The organism is Devosia sp. P1_H9 (assembly GCF_056405135.1).
Window position 1 is genome coordinate 182,598 of record NZ_JBFUCQ010000006.1, and the last position, 17,773, is coordinate 200,370.

At 65.2% G+C, this 17,773-nt stretch carries 20 protein-coding genes; 12 read left to right on the forward strand and 8 right to left on the reverse strand.

What is annotated here, in order from left to right; translation table 11 throughout:
- Positions 1-76: 76 nt before the first annotated feature.
- From AC1DYL_RS13355 to AC1DYL_RS13380, 6 genes are all read left to right on the forward strand, one after another.
- Positions 77-970, forward strand: a complete 894-nt coding sequence (locus tag AC1DYL_RS13355; RefSeq protein ID WP_477150354.1) for a carbohydrate ABC transporter permease — start codon at positions 77-79, stop codon at positions 968-970.
- Positions 970-1,809 carry a carbohydrate ABC transporter permease gene (locus tag AC1DYL_RS13360; RefSeq protein ID WP_477150256.1) on the forward strand — a complete coding sequence of 280 codons (840 nt, stop codon included), beginning with the start codon at positions 970-972 and terminating at the stop codon, positions 1,807-1,809. The genes AC1DYL_RS13355 and AC1DYL_RS13360 overlap by 1 nt, the downstream gene beginning before the upstream one ends.
- A gap of 5 nt (positions 1,810-1,814) precedes the next feature.
- Positions 1,815-2,825: an ABC transporter ATP-binding protein gene (locus AC1DYL_RS13365; RefSeq protein ID WP_477150257.1), complete on the forward strand. Its 1,011-nt coding sequence runs from the start codon at positions 1,815-1,817 to the stop codon at positions 2,823-2,825.
- Positions 2,826-3,017: 192 nt separating this feature from the next.
- Positions 3,018-3,788: a ThuA domain-containing protein gene (locus AC1DYL_RS13370; protein ID WP_477150258.1), complete on the forward strand. Its 771-nt coding sequence runs from the start codon at positions 3,018-3,020 to the stop codon at positions 3,786-3,788.
- A 60-nt stretch (positions 3,789-3,848) separates the two neighbouring features.
- Positions 3,849-4,883, forward strand: a complete 1,035-nt coding sequence (locus tag AC1DYL_RS13375; RefSeq protein ID WP_477173521.1) for a Gfo/Idh/MocA family protein — start codon at positions 3,849-3,851, stop codon at positions 4,881-4,883.
- 50 nt (positions 4,884-4,933) lie between these two features.
- A complete protein-coding gene (locus AC1DYL_RS13380; protein WP_477173522.1) occupies positions 4,934-5,980 on the forward strand; it encodes a Gfo/Idh/MocA family protein in 1,047 nt (348 codons plus the stop codon).
- Positions 5,981-5,998: 18 nt separating this feature from the next.
- Here the strand turns inward: AC1DYL_RS13380 and AC1DYL_RS13385 are convergent, their stop codons facing one another.
- On the reverse strand, positions 5,999-6,985 hold the full coding sequence (locus AC1DYL_RS13385) for a quinone oxidoreductase family protein (RefSeq protein ID WP_477173523.1): 987 nt from the start codon (positions 6,983-6,985) through the stop codon (positions 5,999-6,001).
- A 102-nt stretch (positions 6,986-7,087) separates the two neighbouring features.
- Here AC1DYL_RS13385 and AC1DYL_RS13390 point away from each other — a divergent pair, with 102 nt between their 5' ends.
- The 4 genes from AC1DYL_RS13390 (at position 7,088) to AC1DYL_RS13405 (ending at position 9,985) form a co-directional block, all read left to right on the forward strand.
- Positions 7,088-7,468 (forward strand): winged helix-turn-helix transcriptional regulator, encoded by a 381-nt coding sequence (locus tag AC1DYL_RS13390; protein ID WP_477150262.1) that lies wholly within the window; start codon positions 7,088-7,090, stop codon positions 7,466-7,468.
- A 60-nt stretch (positions 7,469-7,528) separates the two neighbouring features.
- Positions 7,529-8,050, forward strand: a complete 522-nt coding sequence (locus tag AC1DYL_RS13395; RefSeq protein WP_477173524.1) for a DUF6580 family putative transport protein — start codon at positions 7,529-7,531, stop codon at positions 8,048-8,050.
- 102 nt (positions 8,051-8,152) lie between these two features.
- Positions 8,153-9,064 (forward strand): DMT family transporter, encoded by a 912-nt coding sequence (locus tag AC1DYL_RS13400; RefSeq protein WP_477173525.1) that lies wholly within the window; start codon positions 8,153-8,155, stop codon positions 9,062-9,064.
- A 3-nt stretch (positions 9,065-9,067) separates the two neighbouring features.
- Positions 9,068-9,985 carry a DMT family transporter gene (locus AC1DYL_RS13405; RefSeq protein WP_477173526.1) on the forward strand — a complete coding sequence of 306 codons (918 nt, stop codon included), beginning with the start codon at positions 9,068-9,070 and terminating at the stop codon, positions 9,983-9,985.
- Here AC1DYL_RS13405 and AC1DYL_RS13410 read toward each other — a convergent pair.
- From AC1DYL_RS13410 to AC1DYL_RS13425, 4 genes are read right to left on the reverse strand one after another with little or no spacing between them, the layout of a single operon-like run.
- Positions 9,982-10,836: a metal ABC transporter permease gene (locus tag AC1DYL_RS13410; protein WP_477173527.1), complete on the reverse strand. Its 855-nt coding sequence runs from the start codon at positions 10,834-10,836 to the stop codon at positions 9,982-9,984. The two genes, AC1DYL_RS13405 and AC1DYL_RS13410, sit on opposite strands and share 4 nt — an antisense overlap.
- Positions 10,836-11,693 (reverse strand): metal ABC transporter permease, encoded by an 858-nt coding sequence (locus AC1DYL_RS13415; RefSeq protein ID WP_477150267.1) that lies wholly within the window; start codon positions 11,691-11,693, stop codon positions 10,836-10,838. Before AC1DYL_RS13415 ends, AC1DYL_RS13410 begins: the two co-directional genes overlap by 1 nt.
- On the reverse strand, positions 11,690-12,607 hold the full coding sequence (locus AC1DYL_RS13420) for a manganese/iron ABC transporter ATP-binding protein (RefSeq protein ID WP_477173528.1): 918 nt from the start codon (positions 12,605-12,607) through the stop codon (positions 11,690-11,692). Before AC1DYL_RS13420 ends, AC1DYL_RS13415 begins: the two co-directional genes overlap by 4 nt.
- Positions 12,604-13,500 (reverse strand): metal ABC transporter substrate-binding protein, encoded by an 897-nt coding sequence (locus AC1DYL_RS13425; RefSeq protein WP_477173529.1) that lies wholly within the window; start codon positions 13,498-13,500, stop codon positions 12,604-12,606. The genes AC1DYL_RS13420 and AC1DYL_RS13425 overlap by 4 nt, the downstream gene beginning before the upstream one ends.
- A gap of 143 nt (positions 13,501-13,643) precedes the next feature.
- Between AC1DYL_RS13425 and AC1DYL_RS13430 the strand changes: the two genes are divergently transcribed.
- Entirely contained in the window at positions 13,644-15,032 is a 1,389-nt protein-coding gene (locus tag AC1DYL_RS13430; RefSeq protein WP_477173530.1) for a M24 family metallopeptidase, read from the forward strand.
- 193 nt (positions 15,033-15,225) lie between these two features.
- Positions 15,226-15,435: a cold-shock protein gene (locus AC1DYL_RS13435; RefSeq protein WP_055879654.1), complete on the forward strand. Its 210-nt coding sequence runs from the start codon at positions 15,226-15,228 to the stop codon at positions 15,433-15,435.
- Between the two features lie 82 nt (positions 15,436-15,517).
- Here the strand turns inward: AC1DYL_RS13435 and AC1DYL_RS13440 are convergent, their stop codons facing one another.
- From AC1DYL_RS13440 to AC1DYL_RS13450, 3 genes are all read right to left on the reverse strand, one after another.
- Positions 15,518-16,792 carry an NAD(P)/FAD-dependent oxidoreductase gene (locus AC1DYL_RS13440; RefSeq protein ID WP_477173531.1) on the reverse strand — a complete coding sequence of 425 codons (1,275 nt, stop codon included), beginning with the start codon at positions 16,790-16,792 and terminating at the stop codon, positions 15,518-15,520.
- A 120-nt stretch (positions 16,793-16,912) separates the two neighbouring features.
- Positions 16,913-17,266 (reverse strand): winged helix-turn-helix transcriptional regulator, encoded by a 354-nt coding sequence (locus AC1DYL_RS13445; protein ID WP_477150272.1) that lies wholly within the window; start codon positions 17,264-17,266, stop codon positions 16,913-16,915.
- On the reverse strand, positions 17,244-17,771 hold the full coding sequence (locus tag AC1DYL_RS13450) for a TetR/AcrR family transcriptional regulator (RefSeq protein WP_477150273.1): 528 nt from the start codon (positions 17,769-17,771) through the stop codon (positions 17,244-17,246). The genes AC1DYL_RS13445 and AC1DYL_RS13450 overlap by 23 nt, the downstream gene beginning before the upstream one ends.
- Positions 17,772-17,773: the final 2 nt, after the last annotated feature.

Below are 17,773 nucleotides of genomic sequence, written 5' to 3' on the forward strand. Positions count from 1 at the left end.
AGCCACAGCCGGACCGGTTGTCCGGACCCAGCCCAAGATTCAGTCCGAACTGCTCAAGTCCCGCGTCGGCGCGGCGATGTGGTTCCTGCTCCCGATGCTCGCGGCGCTCGCCGTAGTGGCCGGGTGGCCGCTGCTCCGGACGATCTATTTCTCGCTGACCAATGCCTCGCTGACCAACCTTTATGAGGCGCAGTTCGTAGGCTTCAAGAATTACCTGAGCTGGACCACCCTGAAGAGCGGCCGCACGGTGTTCTCCGGCCTCCTGGTCGATCCCGCATGGTGGAATGCAGTGGGCAATACGCTGCGCTTCGCGGTGGTGTCGGTCACACTCGAGACGGTGCTCGGCATGGTCGTGGCGCTGGTGCTCAACGCGGAATTCAAGGGCCGCGGCATCGTTCGCGCCGCCATCCTGATCCCGTGGGCGATCCCGACGATCGTTTCGGCCAAGATGTGGTCGTGGATGCTCAACGACCAGTTCGGCATCATCAACGACCTGTTCATGAAGCTGGGGCTGATCAGCCACAAGATCGCCTGGACCGCCTCCGCGGATACGGCGATGACCGCGGTGCTGATCGTCGATATCTGGAAGACCACGCCGTTCATGGCGCTGCTGATCCTCGCCGGCCTGCAGATGATCCCCAAGGATATCTACGAGGCGGCCGAGATCGATGGCGTGCACCCGGTGAAGGTGTTCTTCAAGGTGACGCTGCCGCTGGTACGGCCGGCGCTGATGGTGGCGGTGATCTTCCGCCTGCTCGACGCAATGCGCATCTTCGACCTGATCTACGTGCTGACGCCCAACAGCGCGGCCACCAAGACCATGTCGGTGATCTCGCGCGAGAACCTCTTCGACTTCGACAAGTTCGCGTACGGCTCGGCGCAATCCACCTTCCTGTTCCTGCTGATTGCGGTGATGACCGCGCTCTATATCTGGCTGGGCAAGGTACGGTTCGACGGGGGAGATCGCTGATGACTCTTGACCTTTGGGCAATTGCCAAGCGGACGGCGTTCTACGCGCTCGTCATCTTCATCGTCGTGGTGTCGATCTTCCCGTTCTACTACGCGATCCTCACCAGCTTCAAATCCGGCACCGACCTGTTCCGGGTCAGCTATTGGCCGACCTCGTTCTCGATCGAGAACTATCTCTCGGTGCTGACCACCGGCAGCTTCCCGCGGAACCTCCTGAACTCGATCTTCGTCGCCTCGGTGACGGTGCTGGCGGCGCTGTTCCTCGCCATCACCGCGTCGTTCGCGCTGAGCCGCGTGCGGTTCCGGGGCAGGGGGCTGTTGCTGATGACCATCCTAGCGGTCTCGATGTTCCCGCAGATCGCGGTGCTCGCCGGCCTGTTCGAGGTGATCCGCTTCCTCGGCATCTACAACACGCCGTGGGCGCTGATCTTCAGCTACACGATCTTCACGCTGCCGTTCACCGTGTGGGTGCTCACCACCTTCATGCGTGACCTGCCGATCGAGATCGAAGAGGCAGCGATCGTCGACGGGGCGACCCCGTGGATCATCATCTGGCGCGTGTTCCTGCCGCTGCTGTGGCCGGCGCTCGTGACGACGGGCCTCCTGGCATTCATCGCGGCCTGGAACGAGTTCCTGTTCGCCCTGACCTTCACCTCGTCGAACAACACCCGCACCGTGCCGGTAGCCATCGCGCTGCTGTCGGGCGGCAGCCAGTACGAAATCCCGTGGGGCAACATCATGGCGGCATCGGTGATCGTCACCGTACCGCTGGTCGTCCTCGTCCTCATCTTCCAGCGCAAGATCATTTCCGGCCTGACCGCCGGCGGCGTAAAGGGCTAAATTCCATGGCGCATATCGAACTCAAGAACATCAAGAAGTCCTTCGGCCTCGTCGACGTCATCAAGGGCGTAGATCTCGAAATCTTCTCGGGCGAGTTCATGGTCTTCGTCGGCCCTTCCGGCTGCGGCAAGTCAACGCTGCTGCGCCTGATGGCCGGGCTCGAGGACATCACCTCGGGCGAGATGACCTTCGACGGCACACTGGTGAACGCGCTGGCGCCCTCCAAGCGTGGCATCGCGATGGTGTTCCAGTCCTACGCGCTCTACCCGCACATGACGGTGTACGAGAATATGGCGTTCGGCCTGGAACTCGCCAAGTCGAGCAAGGAAACGATCAAGGAGCGGGTGGAGAAGGCGGCTGAGCTGTTGCAGATCACCCCGTACCTGAGCCGCCTGCCCAAGCAGCTCTCCGGCGGGCAGCGCCAGCGCGTCGCCATTGGCCGGGCCATCGTGCGCGACCCCAAGGTGTTCCTGTTCGACGAGCCGCTCTCCAACCTCGACGCGGCGCTACGCGTCGCCACCCGGCTCGAGATCGCCAAGCTACATCACGCTATGAACAGCGCCACGATGGTCTACGTGACGCACGACCAGGTCGAGGCGATGACGCTGGCGGACCGCATTTGCGTGTTGCGCGACGGCCTCGTCGAGCAGGTCGGCACGCCGCTCGAGCTCTATGAGAACCCGCAGTCGCTGTTTGTCGCGGGCTTCATCGGCTCGCCCAAGATGAACTTCCTCAACGGCGAGATTGCCTCGAAGTTCGGCGCTAATACCATCGGCGTCCGTTCCGAGCATATCGAGATCGCCGATCGCGACGGCGCCTGGAAGGGCAAGGTCGTGCACTCCGAAAGCCTCGGCTCGGACAGCTATGTCTATGTCGATATCGGCGCCGGCGGCGATCCGATCATCGTGCGCCAGGAAGGCACCCACATGCACCAGCCCGATGCGGCAATCTCGATCGCTCCAATTCCGGGCAAGGTCTACCGCTTCGACAAGGCCGGTAAGCCGGTCAAGAACTGACGATATTCAGCTGACGTTCCGCCCGGCGGCAAAATTGCCGCAGGGCAACCGATTTTTGACGCACTTGCTTGCCATTCACGGCAAGCCGATGCAGTGAATCGCTTCAAAGTTCAAACCGCTTTGGAAGATATGTTCGAAGCCTGGGGCCGGAGCCGTCGTCCGGCCCTTTCCACGAATTCAAGGAGTTGACCCATGCCGATCAGAGCCACCATTTGGGGCGAGAATGTCCACGAGCAGAAGAACAAGGCCGTGGCTGAGAATTACCCCATCGGCATGCACGGCCAGATCGCCAAGCTGATCGGCGAAGACAAGAATATCGTCACCTCGACCGTGACGCTGCAGGACGCCGAGCACGGCCTGACCGTCGACAAGCTCGCCAACACCGACGTGCTGGTTTGGTGGGGCCACGCGGCGCATGGCGAGGTGAAGGACGAGATCGTCGAGCGTGTGGTGCAGCGCGTCTGGGAAGGCATGGGGCTGATCGTGCTCCACTCCGGCCACCACTCGAAGGTGTTCAAGCGCTTGATGGGCACGCCGGCCAACCTCCACTGGCGCGAAGCCGGCGAACGTGAGCGCATCTGGGTGGTGAACCCGGGCCACCCCATCGCCAAGGGCCTGCCGGCCTATTTCGAGCTCGAGAACGAAGAGATGTACGGCGAGCCGTTCTCGGTTCCCGAGCCGCTGGAGACGGTGTTCGTCTCGTGGTTCCAGGGGGGCGAAGTGTTCCGCTCGGGCCTCACCTACCGCCGCGGCGCCGGGAACATCTTCTACTTCCGCCCCGGCCACGAAACCTATCCGACCTACCACGACGCCACTGTCGGCAAGGTGATCCGCAACGCGGTGAACTGGGCCTACAACCCGGACAACCACGCGCACCTCTTGAAGGCGCCGAACACTCCGGTGGACAAGGCGATCGAGCACATTGTCGAGCGCGGCGCCAAGCTGACGCACCACCCGAAATGATCTGACACCAGGGCCGCCTTCGGGCGGCCCCACGCCATTCTGTTACGGACGACCTAGACCATGCGCCTGCTGATGCTCGGCACTGGCCGAATGGCCATCAATCACGCGAAAGCCTTCCAGGCCATCGATGGCGTGGAAATGGTAGGCGCCGTCGATCCCGTCGCCGAGAACCTCAAGAGCTTTGCCGACACATTCGGGATCGCCAACCGGTTCGCCTCGCTGGACGATGCGCTAGCCTGGGGCGATTTCGATGCGGTGGACAACATCACACCGGACTCGATCCACCACCCGACGACGCTGAAAGTGCTGGCCGCCGGCAAGCACGTGTTCTGCGAAAAGCCGCTGGCACCGAGCTATGGGCTGGCCATGGAGATGGTCGAGGCAGCGGAGCAGTCCGGCCTCATCAACATGGTCAATCTTACCTACCGTAACGTCGCCGAACTGCACAAAGCCCGCGAAATCATCGCGGCGGGGACGATCGGCGAGGTCAAGCATGTCGAGGCGAGCTACCTGCAGCACTGGGTGGCGCTGCGCGATTTCAACGATCCCGGTCCGTGGCTGTGGCGCCTGAGCAAGGGTCACGGCTCGAACGGCACGGTCGGCGATATCGGCATTCACATCATCGATTTCACCACTTTCGCCATCGACCAGCCGATCGTTGCGATGAACAGCCGGCTGCAGACCTTCGAGAAGGTGCCGGGCGACCGCATCGGCGAGTACGTGCTCGACGCCAACGACAGCTTCATCATCAGCGCCGAGTTCGCCAACGGCGCCATCGGCACCATCCACTCGTCGCGCTGGGCCTCGGGCCACTCGAACGACCAGCGGCTGCGTGTTTATGGCAACAAGGGCGGGCTGGAACTCAGCCACGGGCACTGGGGTTCTCTGCTGCGCGTATGTGCGGGCGAGGACGTGGCCACCTCGACCTGGCGCGAAGTGAAGGCCGAGCCAGTGCAGACCAACTACCAGCGCTTCGTCGAGGCCGTGCGAACCGGCGTCCAGACGGAGCCGGGCTTCCGCCACGCCGCGGGGCTGCAGAAGATCCTCGATCTGGCGCTCGTCGCCGATCTCGACCGCAAGGAACACCGGATATGAACGAACTTTCCGCGACGCTTCGCGCGTCCGACTCTCTAGGGAACACCAACATGCGCATGCTCATCCTCGGCACCGGCGGCATGGCCGCCCAGCACGCCAAGCACTTCGCCGCCATCGACGGGGTGACCCTGGTCGGCGGCGTCGACGTCGATCCGAACCGGCTCGAGAAGTTCAACACCACGCACAACATCCCGAACGGCTTCGCTTCGCTCGACGCGGCGATCGCCTGGGGTGAGTTCGATGCGGTGGCCAACGTCACGCCGGACTCGATCCACCACGCGACTTCGATCGCGGCGCTGAAGGCCGGCAAGCACGTGTTCTGCGAGAAGCCGCTGGCGACCGACGCGACCAAGGCCTTCGAGATGGTCGACGTTGCCGAGAAGGCCGGGCTGATCAACATGGTCAACCTGACCTACCGGAACGTCGCCCAGTTGCAGAAGGCCCGAGAGATCGTGCTGTCGGGCGCGATCGGCGCAGTGAAGCACGTCGAGTCGAGCTACTTGCAGAGCTGGCTCGTGTCGAAGGCCTGGGGCGACTGGCGCACGGAAAGCCAGTGGCTGTGGCGGCTGTCGAAGAAGCACGGCTCGAACGGCGTGCTCGGCGACATCGGCGTGCACATCCTCGATTTCGCGTCGTATGGCTCGGGGCTCGAGATCGAGCACGTGTTCGCGCGGCTGAAGACCTTCGACAAGGCTGATGGCAACAAGATCGGCGAGTACGAGCTCGACGCCAATGACAGCTTCACCATGGCGGTGGACTTCGACAATGGCGCCCTGGGCGTGATCCATGCCAGCCGCTGGGCCACCGGCCACATGAACGAGCTGCGCCTGCGCGTCTATGGCGAGAAGGGCGGGGTCGAAGTGCAGCACCGCCACGACGGCTCGCGCCTGCGCGTCTGCCTCGGCGAGAACGTCGAGAGCGGCTCCTGGGAAGAGATGGAAGTGCCGCCCGTGCCGACCAACTACCAGCGCTTCGCCGAAGCGGTGCGGACCGGCAAGATGCAGGAGCCGAGCTTCCGCCACGCGGCGGAACTGCAGAAGGTGCTGGACCTCGCAACGGTGTCCGAGCAGCAGCGCAAGGAACTGGCGACGCACTGAGCGTCGCCAACCCGGGCCTCAGGGCACCAGCACGATCTTGCCGATCGAGGCCCGGCTCTCGATCAGGCGATGCGCATCGGCGGCATCGGCCAGCGGAAAACGGTGGCCGATGTCGACGCCGAGCGTGCCGTCGGCGACGGCCGCGAACAGCCGATCGTACGAGGCCTGCAGGGTAGGGCCGCGACGTTCGGGATCGCCGAGCAGGGACCACAGTGAGAAGCCGGAAATGGTCTGCGCCGCGGCGGTGACGCCGGCCATCTGCGCCGGGGTGAAGCCGGGATAGGCGCCGCTGGCGCCGCCATAGACGGCGTAGCGTCCCTCGGGTGCCAGCAGCGGCAGGCTCGCGGTGCTGACCTCGCCGCCCATCGCATCGAAGATCACGTCGTATGGGCCGGGTGCCTGTTCGGCCCAGCCCGAGGCGGACACCACGACCTGGTCCGCGCCTGCCGCCAACGCCGCATCGACCTTGGCCGCATTGCCTACCGTTCCGACGACCCGCACGGCACCGGCGAGCCGAGCCAGCCGCACCAGTAGTTGGCCAACCCCGCCGGCCGCAGAGTGGACCAGCACGCGTTTGCTGGCGGCCGGATGGCGCGCCAGCAGTTGCTCCGCCGTCAGCCCCTGCACGGCCAGCGACACCGCCGCATCGAACGATACGGCGGCCGGCAGTCTAAACGCCACGTCCGCCGCGAGCGCTACATGCTCGGCATAGCCGCCATCGAGCCGTGGCTCGGCGAAGATCGCTCCGAGCACCCGGTCGCCAATCGCCAGCCCGCTGACGCCATCTCCGAGGGCGATGACGGTACCTGCAATCTCGCCGCCCGGGATAAAGGGCATCGGCAGCTGCAGTCCCGAACGACCGGAGCGGATGATGGCGTCGCCGAGGTTCAGCCCGATTGACGCCACCCTGATCAGCACCTGGTCGGGGCCGGCGACCGGCATCGGCACCTCGCGGACCTGCAACTCACCGGGACCACCGAACTGCGAAATCGAAACCACCTGCATGGAACTCTCCTTGTCGAAGGCGTCCCTTGTTCCGATATCGAGCCGAGCCCGCTACAGACTTTCTGGTGTCATACGCACCGGCTGGTGCGCTTGGAGAATGCGATGAACCGGCTCTCGACCTGGCCCCTCGAACGCACCCTGCAGATCATCGGCGGGCGCTGGAAACTCTATATCCTGTTCCACGTCCTCGCCGGCCCACAGCGGCTGTCCGAGCTGCAGCGCGGCATTCCAGGCATTTCGCAAAAGGTGCTGGTGCAGCAACTGCGCGAGATGGAGGAGCACGGGCTGATCACCCGCACGGTGTTTGCCGCCGCGCCGCCGCATGTCGAGTACAGCGCCACGCAGCTGGGCCTTTCGCTGGCGCCGCTGATGGATAGCCTGCAGCAATGGGGCATCCATCAGGCCAAGGCCACCGGAGACCACGAGCGCATGGTCTATTGCGATGCCTTCGCCGCCGAGAACCGCGCCGCTACCGCGGCCTGAGACGCACTGGGCAGTTGACCCTTCACGGCGTTCGCCCGACAATCGGTGGAGGAGAAGCCCGTGACCAATAGCGAACGACTGGCCCTAGGATTGATCGTTGTCGGCGTGCTGAGCCGGGTGATCCCGCACCCGCCCAACGTCACGGCCGTCGTCGGCGTGACGCTGCTCGGCGCCTACGCCATCCGCAGTCCGTGGCTCGCGGCGCTGATCCCTCTTGCGGTGATGGCGCTATCCGACCTCGTCCTCGGCTGGCACAGCTCGGCGCTGTTCACCTATGCCGGCATGCTGGCCGGCACCTTTATCGGCCGCGGCCTGCTTCGGCAGCTTTCGGTTGTCCGACTGGGCGGAGCCGCGTTCCTCGCGAGCCTCGCGTTCTTCGTCATCTCGAATTTCGGCGTCTATCTGGGCGGCTACTACGGCTTCGGGATCGATGGGCTGGTGGCGTGCTACGTGGCAGCCATTCCGTTCTGGGGTTACAGCCTCGTGGGCGACATCGGTTCGACCGCGCTCCTGTTTGCCCTGTTCGTACTCGCACGCCGCTATGTCGACCGCGGCGCCGGCGCAGCAAGCGCCAGACTTTAGTTCAACTGAACCGTTTGCCGCCGCCGCGCCATTGACAGGCCGGGGCGGCGCGCCCTTTGGTGATCCTGCCGCCGCAGACCTTCGCGGCCTCCGGACCAGCCCATGACTTCCACCATCGCCCCCGTCGAGGAGCGCCGCAATCTCGGCATCGGCATCCTGCTGTTCTCGCAGCTGTTCTTTGCCACGCTCGATACCTCAGCCAAGTACCTCTCCGTCATCGGCATTCCCCTGACCGAGATCGTCTTTGTCCGCTATGCGATCCACGTGGCGCTGGCGATCGCGCTGTTCGCGCCGATGCAGCGCGGGCTGTTCGTCACGCGGAACTGGAAGCTGCAGCTGCTGCGGGGGCTGTGCCTGCTTGGCGTAACCGGCGCCAACTTCCTCGCCATGCGCTTCCTGCCGTTGACGGTGACCGGCGCGCTGATGTTCACCATGCCCCTGATGGTGACGGCGCTCTCCGGCCCATTGCTCGGCGAGACCATCGGCTGGCGCCGTTGGGCCGCGGTGGGGGCTGGCTTTGTCGGCATCCTGATCATCGTGCGACCCGGCACCGAGGCGTTCCATCCGGCCTCGCTGATCTGCCTCGCCGGTGCGCTCTCGGCGGCGTTCTACTCGATCATCACTCGCAAGCTCGCCGGCGTCGATTCCGCCGCGACGCAGCAGGTCTATTCCGGACTGATCGCGCTGACCTGCATCACCCCGTTCGCCTTTAACGGCTGGGTGTGGCCGAGCACCGGGTCAGGCTGGTTCGCGTTCATCGCCATCGGCGTCACCGGCATGATCGCGCACCAGCTCAACACCATCGCGCACCGCTTCGCCCCGCCATCGGCGCTGGCGCCGTTCAGTTACACCGAACTGCTGCTGCTGGCGCTGGCGAGCTGGCTGATCTTCGCCGAACCACCGGACGTCTGGTTCTATGTCGGCGCTCCGATCATCATCGGGTCAGGCGTCTACATCTGGTTCCGCGAGCGCCAGCTGCATCGCCAGATCACGGTCGAGCCGGTGGAGGACTGAGCCGTGGCCAGCGTGGTGAAACCCGTCGAGGACCGCCGGCCATTCGCCATGGGCCTGATGATCGCTGCCCTGTTCTGCTACACGGTGATCGACAGCTGCGCCAAACTGATGGTGCAGGCCGGGCTACCTCCGATGGAGGTGGTGTTCGTCCGCTATGCCGGCCAGTTCATCCTCGTGCTTGCGTTCTTCGTGCCGCGCGACCGCAAGGCGCTCGTCGCGACGCGGAACCTGAAGCTCGAGGTGGCGCGTGGGCTGTTCCTGCTCGGCTCGACCATCTTCAACTTCATCGCTGTGGTCTACCTGCCACTGACCATCACCTCGGCCATCTCCTTCACCATGCCGTTGATCCTCTGCGCACTGTCGATCCCGCTGCTAGGTGAGACGGTCGGCTGGCGGCGCTGGCTGGCGATCGGCGTCGGCTTCCTGGGCGTGATGATCATCGTGCGGCCGGGCACCGATGCCTTCCATCCGGCCGTGCTGCTGTCGCTGGGCACAGCCGTCTGCAGCGCGCTCTACAACCTCTCGACCCGCCGCCTTGCCGGCGTCGACAGTACCTCGGCGCAGCAGTTCTATGCCGCCGGTGTCGCGACGGTTTGCGTGCTGCCCTTCTCGTTGGGCGGCTGGACCTGGCCGACCGATCCGCTGATCTGGGGTTGCTTTGCCGGCATCGGCGTCGCGGCGCTGATCGGCCACCTGTTCATCACCACCGCGCACCGCTACGCCCCCGCCTCGGTGCTGGCCCCGTTCGGTTACCTGCAGATATTCTTCATGACCGGAGCCAGCTGGCTCGTCTTCAACCAGCCGCCCGACGTCTGGATCTACATCGGCGCCCCGATCGTCATGGCCTCCGGCCTCTACATCTGGCTGCGCGAGCGCCAGCTGTCGAAGTCGGTGGTCACGGAAGTCACGATCGAGGACTAGGCTGCCGGTGTCGCCGTCCGCTTCCTGAGCATCCCGCTTCCCGGGGCGAACAGCAGGGCGAGCAGGAACACTCCCGCCTGGATCAGCACGATGCAGGGTCCGGTGGCGCCATTGATGCTGAAGCTGATCAACGTCCCCAGCACGCCCGAGGCGATGGCGACGGTCATGGCGATGGCCAGCATCGTTTCGAAGCGCTTGGCGAGGAGGAAGCCGATGGCGCCGGGGGCGATCAGCATGGCGACGACGAGGATGATACCGACAGCTTTCAGCGAGGCAACGATGGTGATCGAGAGCAGCGCGAGCAGGCCGTAGTGGAGGAGTTTGACCGGCAGGCCGATGGCGCGGGCGTGTTGCGGATCAAAGGCATAGAGCAGGAAGTCGCGGCGCTTGGCGAGGACGATGAGCAGCGTGCCGAGCGCGATGATGGCGGTCTCGATCAGGTCCTGCCAGGTGACGCCGAGCATGTCGCCGAACAGGATATGGCTCAGGTGCTGGTCGGTTTCGATGCGCGAAAACAGCACCAGACCGACTGCGAACATGCCGGTAAAGACGATGCCCATTGCGGTATCTTCTTTGATCCGGCTGTTGTCTTTCAGGTAGCCCGTGCTCACCGCCGCGAAGAGGCCGGCGACGAAGGCGCCGATGGCGATCGGCAGGCCGATCACGTAGGCGATGACGATGCCGGGCAGCACCGCGTGCGAGATCGCATCGCCCATCAGCGACCAGCCCTTCAGCACCAGGAAGCACGACAGCACGGCGGAGACGGCGCCGACAAGGATCGCGACCAGCAAGGCGCGCTGCATGAAGTCGTAGGTCAGCGGTTCAACGAAGAAGGCGTAGAGCGCGTCCATCAGTTTGCTCCCGCTTCGCGCAGCGCCCGCCGGCGGGCGGCGATGCGCCCGTGCTTGGGGGCAAAGAAGAACGCGAGGAGAAACAGCAGCGTCTGCAGCGAGACGATCACCCCGCCGGTCGCGCCATCGAGGAAGAAGCTGACATAGGCGCCGATCGCTGCGCTGGCCGAGCCGAGCACCACGGCGATGATGATGAGGTTCCGGAACCGGTCGGTGAGGAGGTAGGCGGTGGCGCCCGGCGTCACCACCATGGCGATGACGAGGATGGCGCCGACCGTCTGCAGCGCCGCGACGGTGCAGGCAGCGAGCAGAGCGAAGAACAGCACCTGCAGCAGGCGCGGGTTGAGGCCGACCGTGCGGGCGTGGTTCTCGTCGAAGAACACCAGCATCAGGTCCTTCCACTTGAGGATCAGGATCGCCAGCGACACCAACGAGATGATCACCACCTGGATGACGTCGCCGTCGGAGATGCCGAGGATGTTGCCCATGACGATGGCCTGCACGTCGACTGCCGTCGGGTTGAGCGAGACGATCAACAGCCCGAGCGCGAAGAACGAGGTGAAGATGATGCCGATGACGGCGTCCTCCCTGAGCTTCGTCCGCGCCCGCACCAGCACCATCGAAGCTGCGGCGAGGCCGCCCGCGACGAACGCGCCGGCGGCGTAGGGGAGGCCGAACAGGTAAGCTGTCGCGACGCCGGGAACCACCGCGTGGCCGAGCGCGTCGCCGATCAGCGACCAGCCCTTGAGCATCAAGTAGGCGGAGAGGAAGGCGCAGACGGCGCCCACCAGTGCCGACACCCACATCGCCTTGACCATGTAGTCGTAGGTGAAGGGGACAAGCAGGTCTTCGATCATTTCTCGTCCTGCGACTTGCTCGGCGAGGCCGGCTTGCTGCCGCCGTTCTCGCCGTAGAACACCACCGGCCGCTCGTCGTCGGTGAGCACGGTGACGCGGCGCTGGTCCTTGTCGTCGTGGAGGTCCTCGCCGGCGAGGTGGAAGTGCCGCAGCACGCCGCCGAACGCCTTCTCGAGGTTGGCCTGCGTGAACACTTCGGCTGTTGGGCCGGAGGCGAGGACGGTGCGGTTGACCAGCACCACCTGGTCGCAGAAATCGGGAACGCTGCCGAGGTTGTGGGTCGAGACCAGCATCAGCTGGCCCTGGCCGCGCAGTTCGCGCATCAGGGTGATGATCGCTGCCTCGGTCTGCACGTCGACGCCGGTGAACGGTTCATCGAGGAGGATGATGCGGCCTTCCTGCGCTAGGGCGCGAGCCAGGAACACCCGCTTCTTCTGCCCACCCGACAGCTCGCCGATCTGGCGCTTGCGATAGTCGCTCATGCCGACGCGGGCCAGCGACTGCTCGACCAGCTCGCGGTCGCGCGCCGATGGCATGCGGAAAAAGCCCATGTGGCCCTGCCGCCCCATCATCACCACGTCCTCGACCAGCACGGGGAAGTTCCAGTCGACTTCCTCGGCCTGCGGCACATAGGCGACGATGTTGCGCTTCAGCGCCTCGCGGACCGGCAGCCCGGCGATCCGGACCTCGCCGGCAATTGGCTGTACGAAGCCCATGATGGCCTTGAACAGCGTGGATTTGCCGCTGCCATTGACCCCGACGAGGCCGGCAATGGTGCCGGCGCCGAGCCCGAACGTTGCGTCGCGCAACGCCACATTGCCGTTGGGGTAGGCGACGGTGACGCCCTCGACCTCGAGGCTCGGCTGTGGGGCAGGGTTCCATGCCTCGTGCGGCACGTTTGCGGTAAGCGTCACTTCCCGAACCCCTTGGCGATGGTGTCGACGGTAACTTCGAGCAACTTGAGATAAGTCGGCGTCGGGCCGTCGGCTTCGCTGAGCGAGTCGACATAGAGGACGCCACCATAGGCGGCGCCGGTTTCCTTGGCGACTTGCTTGGCCGGCTTGTCCGACACCGTGCTTTCCGAAAATACCACCGGGATCTTGTTGGCACGCACCGCGTCGATGACCTTGCGGACCTGCTGCGGCGTGCCCTGCTGGTCGGCATTGATCGGCCAGAGATAGAGTTCCTTCATCTGGTAGTCGCGGGTCAGGTAGCTGAAGGCGCCTTCGCTGGTAACGAGCCAGCGCTGCTCGACCGGGATCTGCTCCAGCCGGGCGCGCAGCGGCGCATCCATCGCCTTGATCTGCGCCGAATACGCAGCGGCGTTCGCGTCGTAGGCCGCGGCATTGGCGGGGTCATACTGCACCAGCGCCTTGCGGATGTTCTCGACATAGATCAGCGCGTTGTTCGGCGACATCCAGGCATGCGGGTTCGGCTTGCCGGAGTAGGGGCCCTCGCCGATGCTCATTGGCTCGACGCCGTCGCTGACCACGACCTGGGGCACGTCCTTCACATTGTCGAAGAACTTCTCGAACCAGCGTTCGAGGTTCATGCCGTTCCACAGCACCAGGTTGGCGCCCTGCGCCCTGACGATGTCGCGCGGCCCCGGCTGGTAGCCGTGGATTTCGGCGCCCGGCTTGGTGATCGATTCAACCACAGCCGCGTCGCCGGCAACGTTGCGGGCGATGTCGGCAATGATGGTGAAGGTCGTCACCACCTTGAACTTCCCCTGTGCAAGGGCAGGCAAGGTCGTCATCCCGGCCAGCGCAGCGAGGGCCAGGACAGCGAGGCGGCGGCGGGTGATCATTGTTCGGGCAATCTCTTGTTGCGAATGGTTTGCAATAGCATCTAGTTTCGCCCCGTTGTCAACTCTTTCCGGCTTGAGTTGCTTTCGTCGGCGCTTTCCGTGACAACCAAAGAAAAGTGCCTCCGGGATGGGGACCCCGCTCAATGCCTGCCTTCCGCATGATCGACGCCAAGCTGCCTGAGTTCGGCATTCCCTCAACGCGTCCTGAACTCGACCGTTCCGTCTATCTCGCCCGCTTCGCCGCGCTCGGCAGGGCACGCCGTGCGGCGGGGCTCGATGCGCTGGTGGTCTATGCTGACCGCGAGCATTCGGCGAACCTCGCCTACATCACCGGGTTCGATCCGCGCTTCGAGGAAGCGCTGCTGCTGATCACCCCGGACACCACGCCGACGCTGCTGGCCGGCCCCGAGAACCTCGGCCGCGCCGCCAATGCCGCCATCGATCTGGAGGCCCGGCTCTACCCGCCATTCGGCCTGTTGGGGCAGGATCGCACCAAGACCCCGGCGCTGGCCGAGGTGCTGCGCAACGCCGGCATCGCCCACCACCAGCGGATCGGCGTACTTGGCTGGAAGTACTTTGGCCCCGATGAGGCGGCCAAGCCCGAGGCCTGGCTCGAGACGCCATCGTATATCGTCGACACATTGCGCCAGATCGTCGGGCCGGATGGCCGGGTCGTGAACGCCAACGCGCTGCTGATGCACTCGGTGACCGGGCTGCGCGCCGTCAACGAGATCGTGCAGATCGCGCAGTTCGAGTTCGGCGCGGTGGCCTGCTCGGAAGCCGTGAAGGCGGTGATCGCCAATGTACGGCCGGGGATGAGCGAGTTCGAGGCGGTGCAGCAGATGCGCCTCGGCGTGCTGCCCCACTCGTGCCACACCATGTTCTCGTCCGGCGATCGGTTGGTCGGGCTCAACAGCCCGTCCGGCAAGAAGCTCGAGAAGGGCGACCCGATGACCTCGGCGGTCGGCTACTGGGGAGGCCTGTCGAGCCGTATGGGCTGGCTGGTGGCCGATGAGTCGGAACTGCCGGAGAATGTCCGCGACTATGTCGACCGCCTCGCCGGACCCTATTTCGCCTGCGCCGCCGAGTGGTACGAGACCATCGGCATCGGCGTCACGGGGGGCGAACTCGACGCGCTGGCGCGCCGGCACCTCGACACGCCGTTCTTCAAGCTGGTGCTCAATCCCGGGCACCTGATCCACATCGACGAGTGGATGAACACGCCGGTCTATCCGGGTTCGAAGGAGCCGTTCCTGTCGGGCCAGGCGGTGCAATGCGACATCATTCCGGCGGCCGGGCCGCCATACCAGGGCGCCAACATCGAGGATGGCATCGCGCTGCTCGACGACAAGGGCAGGGACGAGCTGAAATCCGACTTCCCCGACGTGTGGAATCGCGTCGAGGCGCGGCGCGCCTTCATGGGGGATGTGCTCGGAATTCGGCTGAAGCCGGAAGTTATGCCGCTATCGAATTTGGCCGGCGCCATGCCACCTTACTGGCTGTCGCCGGACCGGATCGTTTCCAAAGCGTGATGCGCACATCGAGCCATGCTTGCCAATTTGCTAAACGCCATTTATCTCGTTTGCATCGACATTTGGCTGACTTCCGGCCGTAAGCCACCGCGATCGGTCAGGCGCACGATAGGACTTCCAAAATTCGACTGACCGGGCAGGGTGATAGCACGTCGTTCTGTCCACCAACATCACTGCGAAGAGGGACTACCCGATGGAAAAGGGCACCGTCAAATTCTACAACGATCAGAAGGGCTACGGCTTCATTCAGCCCGATAGCGGCGCGAAGGACGTGTTCGTGCACGCCACCGCTCTGCAGCGCGCTGGCCTGACCGGCCTCAGCGAGGGCCAGAAGGTCTCGTTCGAGACCGGCGAAGATCGCCGCACCGGCAAGATCGCCGTCACCGAGATCTCCGCCGCCTGATCTGGCGTAGGATTTTGCATTGAAGAGGCCGGGTACCGCGAGGTTCCCGGCCTTTTTGTTGCCGTCGCGCGGAGCCGCGCCGCTACTTCTTCCCGCTGCCTGCCTCGCCCCAGGTGATCAGCCGCGCACTGCGGTGGCCGGTAAGGTAGATCCACAGCCAGCTGATCGCCACCGAGACGCGGTTCTTGAGACCGATCAGGAAATAGATGTGGGCGAGCCCCCAGGTCCACCAGCCGATCCAGCCGGTGAGCTGGATCCAGCCGAAGTCGATCAGCGCGGCGCTCTTGCCCACGGTCGCGATGTCGCCCAGGTGGCGATAGCGGAACGGTCCCACGGTCTGCCCCTTGAGCCGCGCCATGATCACCGAGGCGGCATACTTGCCGCCCTGCTTTGCCGCATCGCCGATTCCCGGCACGGGTTTGCCATTAGGCGCCAGCACCGTCACCGTGTCGCCGATGGCGAAGATGTTTGGGCTGCCCGGCACCGTAAGGTCAGGCTCGACCTTGATCCGCCCGGCACGATCAGCCTCGACGCCGAGCCACTTGGCTGCCGGCGACGCCAATACGCCCGCCGCCCAGATGATGGTGTTGGCATGCAGCACATGGCCATCGAAGCGGACAGTATCCGCCGTCACCTCGGTGACCGGCTGGCCCAGCAGCACCTCGACGCCGAGCTTTTCCAGCGCCGACTTGGCGTAGCCCGAGAGGTTCTCTCGGAAGTTCGCCAGCACGCGCGGCCCCGCTTCGATGAGGATGACGCGCGCCTCTTCCGGTTTGATCGAGCGGAACTCGTGCCTCAGCGAGGTGCGCGCCAGCTCGATCACCGCGCCGGCCAGCTCTACGCCGGTGGGGCCTGCACCGATGATGGCGAAGGTCAGCAAGGCCTTGCGCTTCTCCGGATCGGTCTCCCGCTCCGCCGCCTCGAATGCCAGCAGCAGCCGGCGGCGCATTGCGGTCGCGTCCTCCAGCGTCTTGAGGCCCGGCGCGAATGGCTCCCAGTCGTCATGGCCGAAATAGGCGTGCCGGGCGCCGGTGGCGATGATCAGGCTGTCATAGGGAACGCGCCCGCCATCCTCCAGCTCGACCAGCTGCGCCGCCTTGTCGATGCCGGTGACGTTGCCGAGCAGCGTCGTGACCTCCGGCCGGTGCTTGACCAGCATGCGGATCGGCCAGGCGATTTCCGACGGGCTGAGGGCGGTGGTCGCCACCTGGTAGAGCAGCGGCTGGAACAGGTGGTGGTTGCGCCGGTCGATGACGGTGATGTCGACATCGGCGCCCCGGAGCTTCTGGATTGCCGCCAGTCCGCCGAACCCGCCGCCGATGACGACGACGCGATGTCTTTGAGCCGAGTTGGTCATCTCAAACCCCAAACTTTGCGCCCGTCCTGCATGTAAGCCTCGGCGGGATCAGCAACAACGGCCGAGCCAAGGCGACAGCGCAGGTCACGCATGCGAGGGTCGCAGGGGCCTCGCCGGCCCCTAGAGCGAGGGCGCGTCGAAGTCTCGGCGCGCTGCCTCGATGCTCTGCTGGTTGCGCACGGCGAACGCCCCCAGCGGGCGAACGCTGGCGACGAAGTCCTGGCCAAGCTCCGTGAGCTCGTATTCCACCCGCGGCGGGATGGTGGCGAAGGCGACGCGCAGGGCGAAGCCGTGACGCTGCAGGCTGCGCAGCGTCTGGGTGAGCTGCTTCTGCGAAATGCCGTCGACGGTGCGCGCAATCTCGTTGAAGCGCAGGCGCTCGCCGCGCAGCGCAGTCAACACGTCGATGGTCCAGCGGGCGCCGGCCAGATCGAGGATCTCGTGCACAATCTCAAACTGGCTGGCTGCGGCCATCATGCTCTCCTTCAATCTCGGGATATCCTTCGAACAGCACGCGGGCGGCCATGCGCCCGAAGGCCCCAGCGACCCCGGCCCGTACGGCGTCGATGTTGTCAAAACTCTGCCAGCTGCTGACGCGTCCGACGATAGCGGTGACATAGAGCCGGCCCAGCGACGGTAGCCGGCGCTGCTCGGTCATGACGAAGCGGAGCACTTTGGCAGCGGTAGGCTGCGCGAGGCCGGCCTCGATGGCTTGTTCGGCCGTGCCCACGGGCGTCGCCGGCAGGCAGTGGGTGGCGACGACACTGGCCACCAGCGCCAGCTTCGAGCCGAAGTGGTAGAGCACCGCCGATTTGCCGACGCCGGAGAGCTTGGCCACGTCCTCGATGCGGCCGCGCTCGTAGCCCTTGTCGAAGAACACCTCGAGCGCCGCGTCGATGATCTGGTCGCGTCGCCCCGCCTGCCGGCGGAAGTTCGGCACGCGGCGTTCGGCAGGTCTGCCGGGAAGAGCTGAAGTCATAG